General features: G+C 71.0%; 18 protein-coding genes and 2 pseudogenes. 9 read left to right on the top strand and 11 right to left on the bottom strand.

Features of this window, described 5'->3' with window-relative positions; genetic code table 11:
- The 7 genes from ACIQ7D_RS05255 to ACIQ7D_RS05225 all read right to left on the bottom strand — a co-directional run bounded on the left by ACIQ7D_RS05255 (nucleotide 1) and on the right by ACIQ7D_RS05225 (nucleotide 7,684).
- On the bottom strand, nucleotides 1-1,698 hold the full coding sequence (locus ACIQ7D_RS05255) for an ABC transporter substrate-binding protein (protein ID WP_403933688.1): 1,698 nt from the start codon (nucleotides 1,696-1,698) through the stop codon (nucleotides 1-3).
- A gap of 324 nt (nucleotides 1,699-2,022) precedes the next feature.
- A complete protein-coding gene (locus tag ACIQ7D_RS05250; protein WP_403933686.1) occupies nucleotides 2,023-2,691 on the bottom strand; it encodes a GntR family transcriptional regulator in 669 nt (222 codons plus the stop codon).
- Between the two features lie 181 nt (nucleotides 2,692-2,872).
- A complete protein-coding gene (locus tag ACIQ7D_RS05245) occupies nucleotides 2,873-3,874 on the bottom strand; it encodes a proline racemase family protein (protein WP_403933684.1) in 1,002 nt (333 codons plus the stop codon).
- Between the two features lies 1 nt (nucleotide 3,875).
- Nucleotides 3,876-4,805: a dihydrodipicolinate synthase family protein gene (locus ACIQ7D_RS05240; protein ID WP_403933683.1), complete on the bottom strand. Its 930-nt coding sequence runs from the start codon at nucleotides 4,803-4,805 to the stop codon at nucleotides 3,876-3,878.
- Nucleotides 4,802-6,220: an NAD(P)/FAD-dependent oxidoreductase gene (locus tag ACIQ7D_RS05235; protein WP_403933681.1), complete on the bottom strand. Its 1,419-nt coding sequence runs from the start codon at nucleotides 6,218-6,220 to the stop codon at nucleotides 4,802-4,804. The genes ACIQ7D_RS05240 and ACIQ7D_RS05235 overlap by 4 nt, the downstream gene beginning before the upstream one ends.
- The gene (locus tag ACIQ7D_RS05230; protein ID WP_403933679.1) at nucleotides 6,213-6,470 is read right to left on the bottom strand and encodes a 2Fe-2S iron-sulfur cluster-binding protein; all 258 of its coding nucleotides are present in this window, start codon (nucleotides 6,468-6,470) and stop codon (nucleotides 6,213-6,215) included. Before ACIQ7D_RS05230 ends, ACIQ7D_RS05235 begins: the two co-directional genes overlap by 8 nt.
- Nucleotides 6,467-7,684 carry an NAD(P)/FAD-dependent oxidoreductase gene (locus ACIQ7D_RS05225; RefSeq protein WP_403933677.1) on the bottom strand — a complete coding sequence of 406 codons (1,218 nt, stop codon included), beginning with the start codon at nucleotides 7,682-7,684 and terminating at the stop codon, nucleotides 6,467-6,469. The genes ACIQ7D_RS05230 and ACIQ7D_RS05225 overlap by 4 nt, the downstream gene beginning before the upstream one ends.
- 111 nt (nucleotides 7,685-7,795) lie before the next feature.
- On the opposite strand from ACIQ7D_RS05225, the gene ACIQ7D_RS05220 reads away from it, so the two are divergent.
- The gene (locus ACIQ7D_RS05220; protein WP_403933675.1) at nucleotides 7,796-8,440 is read left to right on the top strand and encodes a cytochrome P450; all 645 of its coding nucleotides are present in this window, start codon (nucleotides 7,796-7,798) and stop codon (nucleotides 8,438-8,440) included.
- A gap of 396 nt (nucleotides 8,441-8,836) precedes the next feature.
- Here ACIQ7D_RS05220 and ACIQ7D_RS05215 read toward each other — a convergent pair whose 3' ends face one another.
- Complete coding sequence (locus tag ACIQ7D_RS05215; protein WP_403933673.1) at nucleotides 8,837-9,880, bottom strand: NAD(P)-dependent alcohol dehydrogenase; 1,044 nt, start codon at nucleotides 9,878-9,880, stop codon at nucleotides 8,837-8,839.
- Nucleotides 9,881-9,996: 116 nt separating this feature from the next.
- Here ACIQ7D_RS05215 and ACIQ7D_RS05210 point away from each other — a divergent pair, with 116 nt between their 5' ends.
- From ACIQ7D_RS05210 to ACIQ7D_RS05185, 6 genes are all read left to right on the top strand, one after another.
- Nucleotides 9,997-10,920 carry a helix-turn-helix transcriptional regulator gene (locus tag ACIQ7D_RS05210; protein ID WP_403933671.1) on the top strand — a complete coding sequence of 308 codons (924 nt, stop codon included), beginning with the start codon at nucleotides 9,997-9,999 and terminating at the stop codon, nucleotides 10,918-10,920.
- 50 nt (nucleotides 10,921-10,970) lie between these two features.
- Nucleotides 10,971-11,351, top strand: coding sequence for a hypothetical protein (locus ACIQ7D_RS05205; RefSeq protein ID WP_403933669.1), 381 nt, complete (start codon nucleotides 10,971-10,973; stop codon nucleotides 11,349-11,351).
- A 141-nt stretch (nucleotides 11,352-11,492) separates the two neighbouring features.
- Nucleotides 11,493-12,395 carry a lysostaphin resistance A-like protein gene (locus ACIQ7D_RS05200; RefSeq protein WP_403933667.1) on the top strand — a complete coding sequence of 301 codons (903 nt, stop codon included), beginning with the start codon at nucleotides 11,493-11,495 and terminating at the stop codon, nucleotides 12,393-12,395.
- Nucleotides 12,392-13,636: a sensor histidine kinase gene (locus ACIQ7D_RS05195; protein WP_403933666.1), complete on the top strand. Its 1,245-nt coding sequence runs from the start codon at nucleotides 12,392-12,394 to the stop codon at nucleotides 13,634-13,636. The genes ACIQ7D_RS05200 and ACIQ7D_RS05195 overlap by 4 nt, the downstream gene beginning before the upstream one ends.
- Nucleotides 13,633-14,292: a response regulator gene (locus tag ACIQ7D_RS05190; protein ID WP_403933664.1), complete on the top strand. Its 660-nt coding sequence runs from the start codon at nucleotides 13,633-13,635 to the stop codon at nucleotides 14,290-14,292. The genes ACIQ7D_RS05195 and ACIQ7D_RS05190 overlap by 4 nt, the downstream gene beginning before the upstream one ends.
- A 168-nt stretch (nucleotides 14,293-14,460) precedes the next feature.
- On the top strand, nucleotides 14,461-14,988 hold the full coding sequence (locus ACIQ7D_RS05185) for a GNAT family N-acetyltransferase (protein WP_403933662.1): 528 nt from the start codon (nucleotides 14,461-14,463) through the stop codon (nucleotides 14,986-14,988).
- 119 nt (nucleotides 14,989-15,107) lie between these two features.
- Here the strand turns inward: ACIQ7D_RS05185 and ACIQ7D_RS05180 are convergent.
- Nucleotides 15,108-15,224: pseudogene (locus tag ACIQ7D_RS05180) on the bottom strand (DUF952 domain-containing protein); the annotation flags it as partial.
- A 277-nt stretch (nucleotides 15,225-15,501) separates the two neighbouring features.
- On the opposite strand from ACIQ7D_RS05180, the gene ACIQ7D_RS05175 reads away from it, so the two are divergent.
- Together ACIQ7D_RS05175 and ACIQ7D_RS05170 are read left to right on the top strand one after the other, a co-directional pair.
- A complete protein-coding gene (locus ACIQ7D_RS05175) occupies nucleotides 15,502-16,431 on the top strand; it encodes a hypothetical protein (protein WP_403933661.1) in 930 nt (309 codons plus the stop codon).
- Between the two features lie 682 nt (nucleotides 16,432-17,113).
- Nucleotides 17,114-17,255: pseudogene (locus tag ACIQ7D_RS05170) on the top strand (IS5/IS1182 family transposase); the annotation flags it as partial.
- A gap of 70 nt (nucleotides 17,256-17,325) precedes the next feature.
- Here ACIQ7D_RS05170 and ACIQ7D_RS05165 read toward each other — a convergent pair.
- Complete coding sequence (locus tag ACIQ7D_RS05165; RefSeq protein ID WP_403933659.1) at nucleotides 17,326-17,760, bottom strand: VOC family protein; 435 nt, start codon at nucleotides 17,758-17,760, stop codon at nucleotides 17,326-17,328.
- A 33-nt stretch (nucleotides 17,761-17,793) separates the two neighbouring features.
- The gene (locus ACIQ7D_RS05160; protein ID WP_403933657.1) at nucleotides 17,794-18,294 is read right to left on the bottom strand and encodes a hypothetical protein; all 501 of its coding nucleotides are present in this window, start codon (nucleotides 18,292-18,294) and stop codon (nucleotides 17,794-17,796) included.
- Nucleotides 18,295-18,320 lie beyond the last annotated feature (26 nt).

Below are 18,320 nucleotides of genomic sequence, written 5' to 3'. Positions count from 1 at the left end.
TCAGCCCTTCGCCGGGTCCTTGAGACCCATGATCCCGTAGTCGACCTCGCCGCTGGGCACGACCACCCCCGCCACATTGGTGCCGGGCAGGTAGATGCGGTTCTCGACGTTCAGGGGGACGAAGGGAGCCAGCGCCATGATCTTCTTGTCCAGTTCGCCCCATGCCTGGTTGGCCGCGGGCAGGTCCGTCATGGCGCCGATGCGGTCGATCTCGGCGTTGATGGCGTCGTCGTCGAGCTGGGCGAGGTTCTGGTTGCCCTTGGCGGCGATGTGCCGGCCGTCGAACAGCGGCGGCAGGAACGTCGAGGCGCTCGACGCCCAGTCCGGGCACCAGCCGGTGATCGCCGCGTCATGCTGCTGCGACGGTGTGCCGATGGTCTCGTAGTAGGTCGCCGAGTCGATCACGTTCAGCTTGACCTGGATACCGGCCCGCTTGAGTGACTGCTGAATCGCCTCGCCCTTGCGCTGCTCGACCTCTTTCGCGCGGACGTCCAGGGTCATCGTGAAGCCGTCGGGGTGACCGGCCTCGGTGAGCAGTTGCCTGGCCTTGGCCACATCACCGGCGTCGTCCGCGCTGGGATACGGGTCGTGGTCGATGTGCCCGGAGACCGACTTCGGCAGGAGGCTGTGGGAGACCGTCGCGAACTGCTTGCCGCCGGCGGCGTTGAGCACCGAGCCCTTGTCGACCGCGTAGTTGACGGCCTGGCGCACCTTCACGTCGTCGAGCGGTTTCTTCGTCGTGTTGAGACCCATGTATGTGAGGCAGGTCGACGGCGCCTTGACCGTCCGTGCCTTGAGCTGCGGCGTCCGCAGGCGGGCGACGGTGGCTGTCTGCACACTGCCCGAGATCGCGTTGATGTCGGTGCCCTGGCCGGCGATGAGACGCTCGTCGATGGTGGCGCCCTCGACGCCGATGGTGAAGCGCCACGCGTCGGGGTACGCCTTGCGGACCGTGTCGCTCTTCGCGTCCCAGTGCGGGTTGCGCGCCAGCTGGATCAGGCTGCCCGGGGTGAGTTTCTCCACGTCGTACGGACCGGAGGAGACGACATCCTTGATGAACGAGTCGCCCCCGCCGGTGCCGACCGGGAACGGGGTGCCGCTCGGCTGGGAGAGCGCCGCGTCGAACTCGGGGAACGGGGCCTTGAGATGGAAGACGACGGTCTTGTCGTCGGGTGTCTCGATCGTCGGCAGGTCGCCCGAGCGGTACGGCCCCTCGTAGCCCTTCGGCGCGTCGATCAGCTGTTTCAGGTAGGGCGCGCCGATGCCGATCTCCGGGTCCCAGCCGCGGCTGATACCGAACTTGACGTCCTTGGAGGTGATCGGGGCGCCGGTGTCGAACCTGATCCCGTCCTTGAGCTTGTAGGTCCAGCTCAGACCGTCGGCGGAGACTTTGCCGAGGCTCTGCGCGAGGTCGGGGACCATCGCGTGGGGGTCCTTGGCGTCGTTGGGTGCCTTGGTGACGAGCTGGCGGTATATCAGGCGGTAGAAGGCGTTGACACCGCCGTCGAAGCCACGGGCCGGGTCGAGATAGGAGAAGTCGGTCGACTGCAGGACCTGCACGGTCCCGCCCTTGACCGCGGGGCCGCCGCTCCCGCCGCCGGTGCCCGTGGACGAGGTGCCGCCACTGGTGCATGCCGAAAGGGCGAGTGCGCCGGCCGCCAGCCCAGCGAGCGCCGCTGAAGACGAGGTTCTCTTCAAGGGGTCCTACCTTCCGGTCGCATACGGGCAGCCCTGCCGTCCGGCTGAGCGGGACGGGTGACGGGCCGACGGACCAGCGACGGTGTGCGGAAACGGTGGGCAGATGCGCTGCGAGTCCGGTGGGCCGGCGGGCGGAACGGCCACGACCGGTCCCACGGAGCGGCCGGGATCTCTGCGATCCCGGTCACTTGAGGAGACAGTAGTATGTGACACCTCTCGCGAGAAGAGTTCGAGCGAGAATTTACGGCGCCGACATTCCGGTTCGCGGGCGCACGCCGACGAGCCCGCCCGGCTCGGCCGGGCGGGCTCGTCACCAACGCTGTGTCACTCCTCCGAGCGGCCGTTCCACCAGCCGAGCACGTGTCCGATATGGGCGGTGAGCAGCGTCTCCGCGCCCCGCCCGTCGCGCGCCTCCAGCAGGTCCACCAGGCTGTGGTGCTCCGCGGCGGAACGGGTCAGCTCGGCCGTGCCGATCATGTCGGTGAGGCCCACCATGCGGGTCTGCTGCCGCAGGTCCTTCACCATCGCGACCAGCCGGCGGTTGCCGTGCAGCTCCAGCAGCCGCAGGTGGAAGGCCATGTCGGCGGCGAGGTAGGCCGCCAGATCGGCCGCGGCGGCCGAGTCGACGATTCTCTGGGCCCTGCGCCGCAGGTCGGCGGCGGCCTCAGGTTGCAGCGCCCGCGCGATCTCCCGCATGGGCGGAGCCTCCAGCAACTGGCGCAGCCGTACGATCTCCCAGAGGTCCTGCTCGCTGACCTCGGTGATCCGGAAGCCCTTGTTGCGCACCACGTCGACGAACCCGCGCCCCTGCAGGTTGAGCAGGGCCTCACGGACCGGGGTGGCGGAGATCCCGAATCGCGTGGCCAGCGTCGGCGCGGTGACCAGGGTCCCCGGGGCCAGTTCACCCGAGACGATGGCCGCGGCCACCGCGTCCTCCACCGTGCCGCGCAGGCTCGCCCCCACCGACACCGGGCCGATGATTGATGAGCTCATCCGCGCCGTCCTCCCACCACTAAAATGTCACATCATGCCAACCGCCGTCAGCCGGCGCAGCTCTGAGTATCCCATTCACCGGTCCTCGCAGGTGCCGGGGGAGCACCGACGCCCGTGCCTCCTGATATGTCACCGACCGCCGGCGCGTGTGGTCGCGTACGGCCCGGCCGCGCCCGAGGGCTCAGAACTCGAAACCGGCCGGGTACGGATCGGTCGGGTCCAGCATGTACTGGCCGATCCCGGTCACCCAGGCCCGGCCAGTGATGGTCGGCAGCACCGCGGGCAGGCCGCCGACCGTCGTCTCCCCCACCAGGCGGCCGGTGAACCGGCTGCCGATGAAGGACTCGTTGACGAAGTCCCGGTGCAGCGCCAGCTCGCCGCGTGCGTGCAGCTCGGCCATCCGCGCCGAAGTACCGGTTCCGCAGGGCGACCGGTCGAACCATCCCGGGTGGATGGCCATGGCGTGCCGTGAGTGCGCGGCGTTCGAACCGGGCGCGACGAACTCCACGTGGTGGCAGTGGTCGACCCCGTCGATCAGCGGGTGTTCCGGCGGCGCCGACGTGTTGATCGCGTCCATGATCGCCAGCCCGGCGCGCAGGATCTCGTCCTTGCGTTCGCGGTCGAACGGCAGCCGTACGTCGTCGAGGTCCACCATGGCGTAGAAGTTCCCGCCGAAGGCGAGGCTGTACCTGACCTCGCCGAGGCCGGGAACCTCGACGGTCGCGTCGAGCCGGTCGCAGTAGGCGGGCACGTTCTCCAGTGTGACGCTCTCGGCGTGCCCGTCCTTGACCGCGACGTTGGCGACCACCAGCCCGGCCGGGGTGTCCAGCCGGATGCTGGTGACCGGCTCGACGATCTCGACCATCCCGGTCTCGACCAGCACCGTGGCCACCCCGATCGTGCCATGGCCGCACATCGGCAGGCAGCCGGACACCTCGATGTACAGCACGCCGAAATCCGCGTCGGGACGGGTCGGCGGCTGCAGAATGGCGCCGCTCATGGCAGCGTGGCCGCGCGGCTCGTTCACCAGCAGCCGCCGTACGTGGTCGAGGTGCTCGGCGAAGTACAGCCGCCGCTCGTTCATGGTGGCGCCGGGGATCACCCCGACACCACCGGTCACGACCCGGGTCGGCATGCCCTCGGTGTGCGAGTCGACCGCGGAGTACAGCCGCGACGTGCGCATCTCACGCCGCCGTCAGGCGGTGCGCCTCGACCCCGGCGATGGCCCGCCGCATGTCGGCCCGTACCCGGGCGTCGTGCTCGGCGGAGAGCGGGCCGCGCGGCGGGCGGCACGGGCCGCCGTACCTGCCGACCATCTCCATGCCGACCTTGATGGCCTGCACGAACTCGGTGCGCGAGTCCCACCGGAACACCGCGACGAGGTGTTTGTAGAGCTCCCGGGCCTGCTCGAAGCGCCCGCCCAGCATGTGGTCGTAGATCGCCACCGACTCGGCGGGGAAGGTGTTGGGGAAGCCGGCGAACCAGCCGACCGCCCCGTCGGCCATCAGCTCGAACAGCACGTCGTCGGCGCCGGCCACCACGTCGATGTCGCAGAGTTCGGCGATCTCGAAGAGCCGGCGCACGTCCCCGCTGAATTCCTTGATGGCGGTCACGTGGGGCAGTTGGGCGATCTCGGCCACCAGGTCGGGGACGAGGTCGACCTTGGTGTCGGTCGGGTTGTTGTAGATCATGATCGGCAGCCCGACCTCGTCGATCTTCGTGTAGTGCTCGACGACCTGCTCGCGGCTGGCCCGGTACATCGTGGGCGGCAGCGCCAGCACGCCGTCGGCGCCGTCCTCGGCGGCCAGTTCGGCCCAGTGCCTGGCCTGGTGCCAGCCGGGCCCGTGCACCCCGGCCACCACGACGCCGCGCCCGCCGACCGTCTCGACGGCCACCTGGACGACCTTGCGGCGCTCCGCGTCGGTCAGCGCGGAGTACTCGCCGAGCGATCCGTTCGGACCGACGCCGTGGCAACCCTCGCTGATGAGCCAGTCGCAGTGCTCCGCGTAGCGGTCGTAGTCGACCTCCAGCCCGGAGGGGGCCGAGGGGTTCTCCTTAAAGGGCAGCGCGGTGGCGACGATCACCCCGCGCAGGTCGGTCGGTGCGGAACTCATGGGAGGTCCTCTCGGTTGCTGGTCCTGGTGGAAGCGGCGAGCTCGCCCAGGCGTACGGGGATCGCGATCGGCCGATGCGCGGTACGGCCCGGGTCGAGCAGGCCGGGCCCGTCCGCGCCGGTGAGCAGGTCCTCGACCGCGCGGCCGCAGGTACGGCCCTGGCAGAGGCCCAGGCCGGCCCGGGTGGTCAGTTTGAGCGAGCGCAGCCCGCGGGATCCGGTCAGCTCCGCGGCCCGGCGCAGGGTGCCCGCGGTGACGTCCTCGCAGCGGCACACCACGGTGTCGTCGTCCACCCAGGCGCGCCAGCCGGGGCGGATGGCGTGCGCGGCGGCGAGCCGCGCGGCGAACTCGCGGAAGACGGCCCGCTCGCGGAGCGCGCCCCGCGCGGGCACGCCCCCGGCCGCGACGGCCCCGGCGATCGCGCCCTCGGCCAGGGCCAGGTCGACGCCGCCGATGCCGGTCAGCTCGCCGGCGGTCAGGACTCCGGGCACGGACGTACGCTGCCGCTCGTCGACGGCGACCGCGCCGTCCTCGTCCACCGCGCAGCCGGCGGCGGTGGCGAGCTCGGTGCGCGGCACGAAGCCGTGGCTCACGCAGACGGCGTCGACCTCGGTCCGCCGTTCGCTGCCGGGGATCGGTGTCCAGTCCCGGGTCAGGCGCGCCACGGTGACCGCCTCCACGCGATCGGTGCCGTGCGCGGCGACGACCGCGGCCCCGGTGCGGTAGGGAATGCGGTGGGCGGCCATCCGGCCCGCGTACCCGGCCAGTTCACCGGCCTTGCGCCGGGCCGCGAGCAGCCGCCACGGCCGGGCCGCCCAGCCGCCGGCGAGCTGCGCCGGGCCGGCCGCCTCGACCACGCCCGCGACCTCGGCGCCGATCCGCAGCAGGCCGGCGACGACGGGCAGCAGGAAGGGCCCGGCACCGGCCACCAGGACGCGGCGGCCGACGGCCACCCGCTCCCCCTTGGCCAGCGCCTGCGCCGCCCCGGCGGTGAAGACCCCGGGCAGGTCCCAGCCGCGGAACGGCAGGGTGCGCTCGTACGCCCCCGTCGCGAGCACCAGGGCCGACGGATCGAAGGTGCGCGGTGCGCGCCCCTGCCCGTCCGGCGGGCCGACGAACACGTGCACCAGCGGCGGGGCGTCGTCGCGCCGGTCGACCGACCAGACGTGCGCGCCGGTCACGACCTCGCAGCCCCGGTCGCCCAGCAGTTCGTCGCGCATCGCGAGGAAGCGGTCCCAGCCGTGCTGCCACAGCCGTTCGTTCCTGTCCTCATGTCCGCCCGGCGGATGCCGCCAGTACTGTCCGCCGATGTCGTCACCGGCTTCGAGCAGCACGACCCGGGCGCCGTGGCGGCGGGCCGCCAGCGCCGCGGCCATCCCGGCCGGTCCGCCGCCCACGACGAGCACCTCAGTCACGATCGTCCTCCTGCAGGTCGACCTTGTCGCCGTCCACGGCCCGCCGCTGGCAGGCCCGTACGTCACGCAGTCCGTTGACGGTCACCAGGCAGTCGAAGCAGGCGCCGATCCCGCAGAAGACGCCGCGGGGGCGGCCGGTGCGGGTCCGCCGCCAGGCCGGCCGTCCGTCGGCCAGGAGCAGTCCGGCGATGGTCTGCCCGGCCAGGCCGGCGACCCGTTCCCCGTCGACCTCGATATGTATCCCCGTCATCGGGCGGCCCCTTCGAGGTGCGGCAGCAGGGTGGGACGGTCCAGGCGGAACTCGGCGGCCAGCGGATCGGCGGCGGTGGCGGTAGGGGGGCCGCTGTCGAGGAGTTGGTCGCGCAGCAGCTCTGCGGTGGCCAGGCTCAGACCGATCCCGGCGCCCTCGTGCCCGGTCGCGTGCCACAGGCCGGGCAGCCGCGGGTCGGCACCGATCACCGGCAGGTGGTCGGGGACGAACGGCCGGAACCCGCCGTACGCGCGCATCGCCTGCGCACCGGCCAGGAAGGGGAAGAGCAGCAGCGCCTTGGCGGCCAGCGCGGCGAGTACCCGGGCCTCGATCCGCTCGTCGAAGCCGCGGCGTTCCCGGGAGGAGCCGATCAGGACGGTCCCGGCGGCGGTCGACTCGACCACGCTGGAGACCTGGAGGTCGGCCGAGCCCGAGCCGACCGCGCCCACGTAGTCGGCGTCGTACACCTTGTGCCGGACCCGGGTCGGCATCCGCGAGGTGACCAGTACCGTGCCGCGGCGCGGTCGCACGGGGAGCGCGACGCCGAGCCGCTCGGCGACCAGGCCGGACCAGGGCCCGGCGGCGATCACCACGGCATCGGCGGGCAGGGTTCCGGAAGCCGTCCGTACGCCGGCGAGCCGCCCCGCCGACAGCACCGGCCCGGTCACCTCGACGCCCTGCTGTACGCGCGCGCCGTGGCGGCGGGCGGCGGCCAGCAGCGCCTCGGTCGCCACCACCGGCTGCACCTGCAGGTCCTCGGGGTAGAACACCGCGGCGGTGCTGTGCGGTGTCAGGTCGGGCTCCAGCTCATGGGCCCGGGTGCCGTCCACCGTCTCCGCCCGGACCCCGGCGCCCCGCTGGGTGGCCGCGAACGTCGCCAGAGCCTCCGCGCCGGCCTCGGTCGTGGCGACCACCAGGCCGCCCTTGCGCTCCAGTTCGAGGCCGGGGAATCCGGCGGGGAGCTCGTCACGCAGCTCGTCCTCGATCCGCGCCCAGGCGGCGAGCGAACGCTGCGCCAGCCTCAGCTCGGGGCCGGGCTCCTTGTCGGAGACGAGCAGATTTCCCTCACCACCGGAGGAGGTGCCTCCGGCCGTGGCGCCGCGGTCGACGACGGTCACGTCGCAGCCGGCGCGGACGAGGGCACGGGCGGTCGCCGCGCCGACGATACCGGCGCCCACGACGACGATCCGATGAGGCCGATGAGGAGTGGACACGCCAGTACTATGTCACATGTTTCGTGGGGACGGGAGGCCCCGACTCTCCGAGCTCTGCTCGGAGAGCCGTGCCCGGCATCCGCCCGGTCACGGCAGTCGTGGCTTCGCCCGGTGGAACGCGATGACCGTCAGGAGCTCATCGACCGCAAACGCGACGTTCCCGGTGACGACCTGCTGTCCGCGCTCATCGACGAACACACCCGCCAAGACGGCCCCCGGCTGAACAGGTCAGAGCTGGTGGCCATGGCCTTCCTCCTCCTCTTCGGCGGCTACCACAACTCCGCCGGCCTGGTCTCCACCACCGTTCTGGCTCTTCTCTCCCACCCGGCTCACCTCGCTGCTGTGCGCAGCCGGGAGCTGGCCATGGATCAGGTCACCGAAGAGGCGCTGCGCTGGAACTCCCCGGCGATGCTGGCCGTCCGGCGGTTCGCCACTGAGGACATGCGGATCGGCGAAGCCGCCATCCGCAAGGGGGAACGCGTCTGGCTGTCCTGGGCCTCCGCCAATCGCGATCCAGGCCAGTTCCTCGCGCCCGAGACCTTCGATCCCACACGCGACGCTCGTGGACACCTTGCCTTCGGCCACGGCCCCCACTACTGCCCCGGTGCTTCCCTCGCACGTCTGGAGAACGAGATCGCCGTAACCAGTCTGGTGCGCCGGTTCACGGAGCTGCCGCTGGTCGGCCCTGCCGGCGAGTCGCAGTGGACCATGTCGTTGCGCAACAGGAGCCTGCGCGAACTGCCTGTCTCTCTATGAATCAGTCAACGTTCCCCTGACGTGAACCAGGTCAACGCTGAAAAGTCATCGGCCGGACGGCACCGGGCCGGCGTCGACACCGCGCGGCTCCTCACCTGGCCCGGCCGGTCTCAGATCGGCGCAGCGCGGACCACTGCAGGACCGCGAAACCGGCGACGGTCAGCGCCTGCAGCGGGATCCCGACCGCACCGGCCGTGGTCGGTTCGAACCAGAGCGCCAGGGCCGCGACGCGGACATGGCGGATGGGCCTCCATCGAGGTCACACGGGCTGGTCGAGGAACGGGAACTCGGACGCAGTGCGTCGCCCGAGTTCCCGTTCCGCAAGAGTGCCCGGCCGCGCCGGGAGCGTCGATTACGTGCGAGGTAATGCCCGCCGACCGCCCCCGGCCGTACGGCTCAGATCGTCGCCGTGTCGATCACGAAGCGGTAGCGCACGTCGGAGTCGAGCACCCGCTCGTAGGCCTCGTTGATCTGGCTCGCCTCGATGAGCTCGATCTCGGCGCCGAGGTTGTGCTCGGCGCAGAAGTCGAGCATCTCCTGGGTCTCGGCGATACCGCCGATCGCCGAACCGGCGAGGGTCTTGTTGCCGCCGATCAAGGAGAACAGGTTGAGGGCGACGGGCTCCTCGGGGACGCCGACGTTCACCAGGGCGCCGCGCGTCTTCAGCAGGCTCAGGTAGGCGCCGAAGTTCAGGGGGGCCGAGACCGTGGAGACGATCAGGTCGAAGGTGCCCGCCAGGTTCTCGAAGGTGGCCGCGTCGCTGGTGGCGTAGTAGTGGTCGGCGCCGAGCTTCAGGCCGTCGTCCTTCTTCCGCAGCGACTGGGAGAGGACCGTGACCTCGGCGCCGAGGGCGTGCGCGATCTTGACGGCCATGTGGCCGAGGCCGCCCAGGCCGACCACGGCGACCTTCTTGCCGGGGGCCGCGCCCCAGCGCTTCAGCGGGGAGTACGTGGTGATGCCTGCGCAGAGCAACGGTGCGGCCACGTCCAGCGACAGACCCTCCGGGATACGGACCGTGAAGTTCTCGTCGACGACGACCTTCTGCGAGTAGCCCCCGTAGGTGGGCTCGCCGTCACGGCCGACAGCGTTGTACGTACCGACGTTCCCGCGCACGCAGTGCTGCTCCTGTCCGGCCAGGCAGTTCTCGCACGCACGGCAGGAGTCGACCATGCAGCCGACGCCGACGCGGTCACCGACGTTGAACTTCGTCACACCGGAGCCGACCTCGGCGACGACGCCGGCGATCTCGTGGCCGGGCACCATCGGGAAGATGGCCTCGCCCCAGCCCTCACGGGCCTGATGGATGTCGGAGTGGCAGATACCGGCGAACTTGATGTCGATCAGCACATCGAACTCACCGACCGTACGGCGCTCGACGGTGGTGCGCTCCAGCGGGGCCTTTGCGCTGGGGGCGGCGTATGCGGCAACAGTCGTAGTCATGCCTCCACAGTGCCTCCTCGCATCCTGATCACCCAGGCCACCGCTTTGCGTACGTCCACTGGTCCTACTACTGGCGGGGTCAGGCTCGTGGTCGTACGACGGGGAATACTGGAGGCATGGACGACACTCCCGCCGCGGACAATGGACAGGCGGCCCTCCCCGACAGCCTCGGCGGCCGGGCCGAGCTCAGCGAATTCCTGCGCACCCGGCGGGCACGGCTCAAGCCGGAGGACGTGGGTATCCCCTCGCACGGGCGGCATCGGCGGGTGCCGGGGCTGCGGCGCGAGGAGCTGGCACAACTGGCCGGGGTGTCGGTCGCGTACTACACACGCCTGGAACAGGGCAACGGGCACAATGTGTCGGCGGAGGTGCTCGGCTCGATCGCGCGCGCCCTGCGCCTGACCGACGCCGAGCACGCGCACCTCACCCATCTCGCCAAGCCGACGCAGCAGCGCAGGAAGTACCGGGTGCCCGAGCGCCAGCATGTACGGGTGGCGCTCCAGCATCTGCTGGAGTCGATGGAGGGCATGCCGGCGTACATCAGCGGTGCGCGCTCGGAGATCCTCGCCTGGAACCGGATGGCGGCGGCGCTGTTCGGCGACTGGGGCAAGCTGCCGCGCTCGGAACGCAACTGGGCGCGGCTGACCTTCCTCTCCCCCGACTACCGGGAGCTGTTCCTGGACTGGGACTCCAAGGCGTCCGACATCGTCAGCTACCTGCGGCTGTACGCGGGCCAGCACCCGCAGGACCCGGAGCTGTCGTCGCTCGTGGGTGAACTATCCGTCAAGAGCGATGAGTTCAGGCGGCTGTGGGCCACGCACGACGTGAAGGAGAAGGGCCACGGCGTGAAGCGGATGCGACATCCGCTGGTCGGCGACATCACTCTCGCGTACGAGACGATGCCCCTGCCCGACGACCACGAACAGTACCTGATCGTGTACCACGCGGAGCCGGGTTCCGCGGCGGCGGAGGCTCTGCGCCTCCTCGCGAGCTGGGGCACGGACACGGTCCCGGCGGGCAGCCGGATGCCACGCCCCTGAACCCCTGGAGGCGGCGTCGGTCCGTGCGCGGAGCGGTGCACGGTCTCCGGGTGGATGACGCGGAGCAGGTCTCCGGCCGGCATCGCGGCGAGATCCTCGGCCCGTGCCGGGTCGTCGAGGTCCCCGGGGCCGGCCGCGAGGCGGGAACACAGGTCGTGCGCTCCGTCGGTGCCTGCCCGGTACACACCGATCAGGTCGGCGGGCCGCCGCCGGCCTACCTCACCCGCCGGCGCATGACGCTCGCGGCGGGCCTGCCGACCGAGCGGGAGACGGCGAGCGTCGCGGGGATCGCCCGCTGCGTGGGCCACTCCGACGCGTTCGCCTTCAGCGCGGCGGCGTTCAAGCGGATCCGAGGCGTCAGCCCGAGCGGGTTCCGGCGCACCGGAACGGTCGTTTCCGCGACGCCCTTGAGGCGACCGGAAAGACGGTAATCGCCGCCTTGGACCTGTCACTTGTCCCCCGTGCGAGCTACACGCAGGTGTCCACCGCACGGTGACGATTCCGATGGCCCTGGTCCGTAGCGTTCGAGGCGGTCGCGGCGCCCCGGTCGCGGATTCGAGGAGGAGTGGTTCATGAGAGTCGTCGGGCAGCTCTTGGCCGTCGTAGCGGTCGCGGCGATCGGCGGGCGGAGCGTCGCCGCGGTGGGTGGGAAGCCGTGGCTCACCTTCGCCGTCGGCGTCGTGGTGTCCGTGCTCGCGGTGCTCGTGTACGGGTGGGTGGTGCGGGCGACCGAGCGCCGTCCGTCCACGGAGGTGGCCCGGAAGGGCGCCGGCGCCGCGCTGGGCCGCGGGGTGCTGATCGGTGCGGCGATGTTCGGGGCCGTCATCGCGAACATCGCCTTCCTCGGGGGGTACGAGGTCCACGGCCTGGGCTCGGTGACGGGCGCCGTGGGGCTGTTCGGTTTCATGGCCGCCGCCGCCGTGACCGAGGAACTGCTGTTCCGCGGCGTCCTGTTCCGGCTGGTCGAGGAGCGTACCGGGACCTGGATCGCGCTGGTGCTGACCGGGGCGCTGTTCGGGCTGATGCACCTGTTCAACCCGCATGCCACTCTCTGGGGTGCCATCGCCATCACGATCGAGGCCGGCGGCATGCTCGCCGCCGCGTACGCCGCCACCCGTAACCTGTGGGTGCCGATCGGTGTGCACTTCGGCTGGAACTTCGCCGCGGGTGGCATCTTCAGCACCGAGGTCTCGGGCAACGGCACCCCGCAGGGGCTGCTGGACACCACGATGTCGGGCTCGACACTGCTCACCGGTGGTGCGTTCGGTCCGGAGGGAAGCCTGTACTCGGTGGTGTTCGGTGTGTTGCTGACAGCGGTGTTCCTGTGGCTGGCACACCGTCGCGGCCATCTGGTGCCGCGCCGCCGGCGCGCCGGCCGGGTACCCGCCGCTCCGTCGGCCCCCAGCCGTCCCGCCCCGTCGGAGGGCCGCCCCCTCCCGCCGGGGAGCAACGACGCTCCTACACTTCCCCGGTGATCCCTCTTCAGCGAGTCCCGGACCTGTGGCGCCGCTTCGACGTCACGGTCCGGGATCTCCCGCTGGGGCTGCTGCTCCTCGCCGCGTCGTTCGTACCGGCGTTCCAGAGCCACGGGACGCAGGTCGGCGGCCTGCCGGCCCGTCCCTTCGATGCCCTGGCCGTCGCGGCGCTCGCCCTCGAATGTCTCCCGCTGGCCGTGCGCCGCCGGTGGCCGGTGGTCTGCCTCGCCCTGGTGTCGCTCGGGTTCGCCGTGGACCAGCTCCGCGGCTACCACGCGCTCGCGGGCACGGCGCTGCCCATCGCGCTGCTGAGTGTGGGTTCCCACCTGGAGCGGCACCGGTGCGCCGCCGCGGTCCTCTTCTCGCTGGCGTACATACCGCTGGCGGTCGCGCTCTTCCGGCTCGGTTCGTCGGGTTCCGGGGGCGCGGGGGGTACGGGTGAGGCGCCCAGCGATTTCGTCACGTTCTACCTGGCACTGGCGCTCGCGTGGATCGTCGGAACATGGCTGCGCTCGACCCGGATCGCGGAGGCCGAACGCCGCCTCCGTATCGCCGAGGACACCCGGGCCACCGAACGCACCCGTATCGCCCGGGAACTCCACGATGTGGTGACCCACCATGTGACGGCGATGGTCGTACAGGCGGAGGCGGCACGGTATCTGACCGCTGTGCCCGACCGTCTGGACCAGTCCCTGACCGCCGTCACCGACACCGGCCGTCGGGCCATCACCGACCTGCGGCATCTGCTCGATCTGCTCAACCCCGACCACGGCCCCGAGGTCCGTACGCCGGCCGCCGGCCGTATCCTCACGCTCGTGGAGGACACGCGCCGGGCCGGGCAGCCGGTGGAGTTCGCCGAGGAGGGCGACCCGGCGGAAACGGCCGGCAGCGCCGACCTGGTCGCGTACCGGGTCGTCCAGGAGGCGCTGACGAACGCTCTCAAGTACGCCCATGGCCACCGCACCACGGTCCTGGTGCGCCACAGCGAAAGGGAGATCACCGTGGAGGTCAGCACGGACGGACCAGGAGCGCGACGTGGATCGCCCGGGTCACCTGGCTCTCCTGGGTCACCTGTGTCACCTGTGTCACCTGCGGAAAGCGGCTCCCCCGGCGGGAGCGGGCGGGGCCTGACGGGGCTCCGGGAGCGGGTCGCGGTCCTGGGCGGCGACTTCAGCGCGGCGGGCCGGACGGGCGGCGGTTTCGTCGTTCGGGCACGCATACCCGCGGGGAGCTCGTCTTGACGGAGCCGATCCGGGTCCTCGTCTGCGACGACCAGGTGCTGATCCGCACGGGGCTGGCGACCATCATCGACGCCCAGCCGGACCTGGAGGTGTCGGGCGAGTGCGAGGACGGTCAGGCGGCGGTCGACCTCGCCGCCCAACTGCGCCCGGACGTCGTGGTGATGGACGTACGTATGCCGGTACTCGACGGCATCCAGGCCACCCGTCTGCTGGCCGGCGCGGAGGTGGAACGGCCTGTCAAGGTGCTCGTGGTGACCACGTTCAACCTGGACGAGTACGTCTACGAGGCGCTGCGCGCGGGCGCGAGCGGCTTCCTCCTCAAGGACGCGCCGCCGGCCCAACTCCTCCACGGTATCCGTACGGTGGCCGCGGGCTCGGCGCTGCTGGACCCCGAGGTGACCCGGCGCCTCGTCGGCAGGTACGCCGCGCGGATCCGCCCCGCCCACTCCGCTCCGGGCGACATCCCGCTGACGCCACGCGAACTGGAGGTGCTCCGCCTGATCGCGGACGGCCGCTCCAACAGCGAGATCGCCGCCGCGTTGGTGATCAGCCAGGAGACCGTGAAGACCTTCGTGTCCCGCATCCTGAGCAAACTCGGGCTGCGGGACCGCGTCCAGGCGGTCGTCTACGCGTACCGCCAGGGCCTGGTGACATAGAAGTTGTGCCGCAGCCAGATCGGGGAGACTCCCCGGCGGTGCTCACCGGTCGGGTCAAGGCCCCTGGTGGTCGTGGGCAGTTGCTCCGGCGGGCGCGGGGTGCGGCGGCGCGGGCACCCTCGCATAGGCTGGCCGTCTCATCCGACGCACCGCGACAAGGATCGGCCCATGGGCAGCAGCACCAGGATCCGCCTGATCGAGCCCGCCGACGCCGCGCCGATCGCCGCGCATCGGGCGCGGGACTTCGAGGCTTTCCGGCCGTGGGAACCGGCCCAGCCTGCCGGCTTCTTCACCCCGGAGGGCCAGGCGGAGCGGATCGAAAGCCTGCTGGCCGGATACCGGGTCGGCACGGTCTGGCCGGGCGTGGTGCTCGCCGACGACCAGGTGATCGGGCAGGTCACCGTCGGAGGCATCCTGCCGCAGCCGCACCTGCGGCGCGGCTCCGTCGGATACTGGATCGCCGCGGTCGCCCAGAATCAAGGGCACGCCGGGCACGCGGTCGGGCTTGCACTCCGGGTGATGGCGGACGAACTCGGGTTGCACCGCGCCGAGGCGTCCACCAACCTGGAGAATCTGCCGTCGCAACGGGTGCTGCGCCGCAACGGGTTCAGCCCGTACGGCATCGCGCACTCCTCGATCTTTCTCGACGGGAGCTGGCGGGACGGGCTGCTGTGGGAGCGGATCCTCGGCGACTAGGGTCTTTCGTTTGGATCTGGCTGGGCTCTGGCAGCCGTGAAGGCTCCGCCACGTCCGCGCGCGGTGCGGAATCCCGCTCGCCGATTCCCCCGCGCGGTGCTTCTTCGGCTCGCGTCCCTCATGCCTGTCGCCCGGCCCTGTTCATCCCACTGGATCTCCAGGATCCGCCTGACGGCGTCGCGGTTGACGGGGCCGTACACATGCGGGAACAGGGTGCCCGCGGCGCTGCCCGGCGGCACGAGTTCACCGACGTGGCCTCTCTGTACCCCCGGGGCGGCCACACCGACCGGACCGGCGCCTTCGTACACAGCCGTGTACGGAACGAATCCGCCGAGGAACGGATCGCCGTGGCAGCCCAGCGGAACCGGTGCACGATGTCGTAGAGGCCGTTCTGTCCGCCGCGGAGAACGACCGCGTGCTGGGCGCGGCCTGCTGCGCCAACCGGTGGTGAGCGTGGGTGCCCTCCTGTATGTGGGGCACTGCCCTGCATCCGACCCGCAAGGAGCACCAGGCGTGAATGTCGAGATCCCTCCGCAGGTACGCGACGCCGCTTCCCGGTTAGGGAACACCGTCCCCTACGCCTTGAAGGTCCTGGCCGGCCAGTTGGCTGAGAACCCGGACACGGGCCGGCCTTCGGGTCGGCCCGGCATCCTCACCGTGATGGTCGACGGAGACTTCTTCGAGGACTGCCCGGACCTGGCCGTCGGGTACATCCGCGAGCCCGACCGGATCGAAATTTGGTACGTGAACTCGACTTCCACTGCCGAGCCCGTCGCGGACGCCCGGGACCAGGACCGGCTTGCCGACCCTGTGAACGAGGCGATCACCGAGCGGGAGGCCACCCATGCCTGGCAGCGCATCATCCGCTGGCTCCAGCACAACGCCCCCGACTCGCACGCCGCGCTCCGGGCCGGCGCGGACCTCGCCGCCCTCACCGCGCTGGAAGACGACCTCGGCGTCCGGATACCTGCCGGCCTGCGCGCCGTGTGGTTGCTGACCGCGGGCGACGACGGGGTCAACGGCCGGGGGTGCCTGCCCGGCAACGAGGCTCTGATGGCCCTGGACGAGGTAGCCGCCTTCCACCGGCAGCAGATGGACGCCCAGGCCCATGAGGACACTCTCAACGCCCGCCGCTCCGAATACGACCGGATCACCGTGTGGAGGGCAGCGTGGATTCGGGTGGTCGCCTTCGGCCCGGCCGACCGCACCTCCGGGCTGTACCTGGACACCACGACCGGCTGCCTGGGCCGCTGGTCCCGCTACAACGAAGGCCCCGGCGGCGAACTCGACACCCTGGTCACCTGCCTGGAAGAAATCGCCGACGTGCTCGAAGCCCCGGCGCTGGCCACGCGGGACAGACCCGGCCTGATCGGTGGGGCGCTGGCGTGGGGCAGCAGGCTCGGCGCCTCGCAGGAAGACCGATGGCAGCCGCTGACCGGGTGACCACAGGGGCCAGCCCTGTGAGCCGACCTCCCTTCCTACTTCACCTGCCAGCACCCCGGCTACATCGGCCGGCCCTGCGCCACGCGCAGGTAGTCGCCGTCGACGTGCAGTGCTCGAACTCCGGAAAAGAGCCAGGAAGAACCCGCCACCATTCACCACGACCGAGCCGCTGTCCCCCATAACTGCGGGAGCCTGAGGAACGGCGTCGGATTCGGGGACATCAGAGGAAGGGAAGTCCGACATCCTTCGCGACACAGAACCGCAGAACGACCGTCAGCTGTCGGGCCGCATCGATGTGCACCCGACGAACATCGACCTCGCTCCGCCGCTGGTCGACAATCGCCTCCAGCCTCGGCAGGAGAGCCGCACACTCAGTAGGCGCGAGCTCGCATCTCGGAAAGCGCCAACCCCTCAGCCTGCGCCAGCTGCCGCCGGAACGCGGCGAAGCCGCTGTAGGACCAGGCGACGTCGGGACTGCTGGTGTCTCCGTCTCCCGGGAACAGAGTCACCCCACCTCGTTCTCCCACCTGGCGGTCGAATACGCAAAGTACGAGCCGGAACCAGTGATGTCCGCAACCGAGACGATCCAGCGACGGCTGGAGTGATCACGACGTCGGAGCCGTCCTGGACAACCCCATTCACCACGCCGAGCCCCCGCCTCTTCAGCAAGCAGGTGAGCGTGCTGCCGGCTTGGAAAGAGGAACACAACACACCGCAAGGGCCGGGCCGCTTCGAGCACGCCTTCGCGGGGATGAAGGGGCGACGGCGTTCACACCGCCATGCTCGGCATCGCCCGGCCGCACAACCTCGCCCTCCACGGGTAACTCCCATCCCGTACGAGGACCGGAGAGGCCCAGGGGAGGCGGCTCCCTGCCTCCTCGGCTCGGAGAATGCTCAGTCGATACAGAATTCGTTGCCCTCGATGTCCAGCATGGGGACGCACGACTCGTTTTCCCCATCGGCATACAGCGTTTGCACGTGGGTCGCACCGAGCGCAACCAGTCGTGCGCACTCAGCTTCGAGCGTGGCCAGGCGCTCGTCCCCCACGAGCCCGGTGCCGACCCGGACGTCGAGATGCACCCGGTTCTTGACGATCTTGCCTTCGGGGACGCGCTGGAAGTACAGGCGCGGGCCCACACCTGAGGGATCGCTGCAGGCGAACCATGAACCCTGCTTCTCGGAGGGCAGGGTGCGGTTGAAATCCTCCCAGGTGGTGAATCCCTCCGGTGGCGGCGGTGTGACGTACCCCAACACCTCGCACCAGAAACGAGCGAGGCGCTCAGGTTCTGCACAGTCAAAGGTGACTTGGAACTTCTTGATCGCCGACATCGGCGCACCATAGCAGGCGGACTCTGCCGCTCGTCAGGCAGTTTCGCCACCGACAGCCGGATCACGATGGCCTCGGTGATCGGCAAGGAGCCCTCGTGGTCGAGCCACGCCGCCCGCCGGGTCGGCCGGGGGTGCAGCCGGTCCCACGCCTGGGCGGTCGCCGTCCCGTACCGCTCCGTGCCGGCCACAGTCACGACCGCCACCTCGCCCCAGGTCTCGGGCCGCCCGAAGACGAACCCGTCGCCATACTTGGGCGGGCGCCCGCCCTGAGGCGGGCAGATCCACGGCACGGGGACCGGCTCGCGCATGACCCGGTCCGACCGGATCGCGGCCACCAGCGCGGTCCACGAGGTCGGGCCTGCCTCCAGCGCGGCGACGATCGAGTACGGTCAGCCGGGCATCCTCCGGTGCTTGCCGGGTGACATCCACGGCCAGGACCAGGCGCCCGTTGGCGGCTTCGGACTGCGGCAGCCCCGCCAGGACCTGCCGCAGCCTGGGCACGTCCACGTGTCCAGAGTCAAGCGCGTCGTACATCGCACCGTGCCCGCGTCGGTGCTCGG

The sequence above is a fragment of the Streptomyces sp. NPDC096310 genome (genome assembly GCF_044763125.1).
Classification (GTDB): domain Bacteria; phylum Actinomycetota; class Actinomycetes; order Streptomycetales; family Streptomycetaceae; genus Streptomyces.
This window is presented reverse-complemented; position numbering and strand designations above follow the sequence as displayed.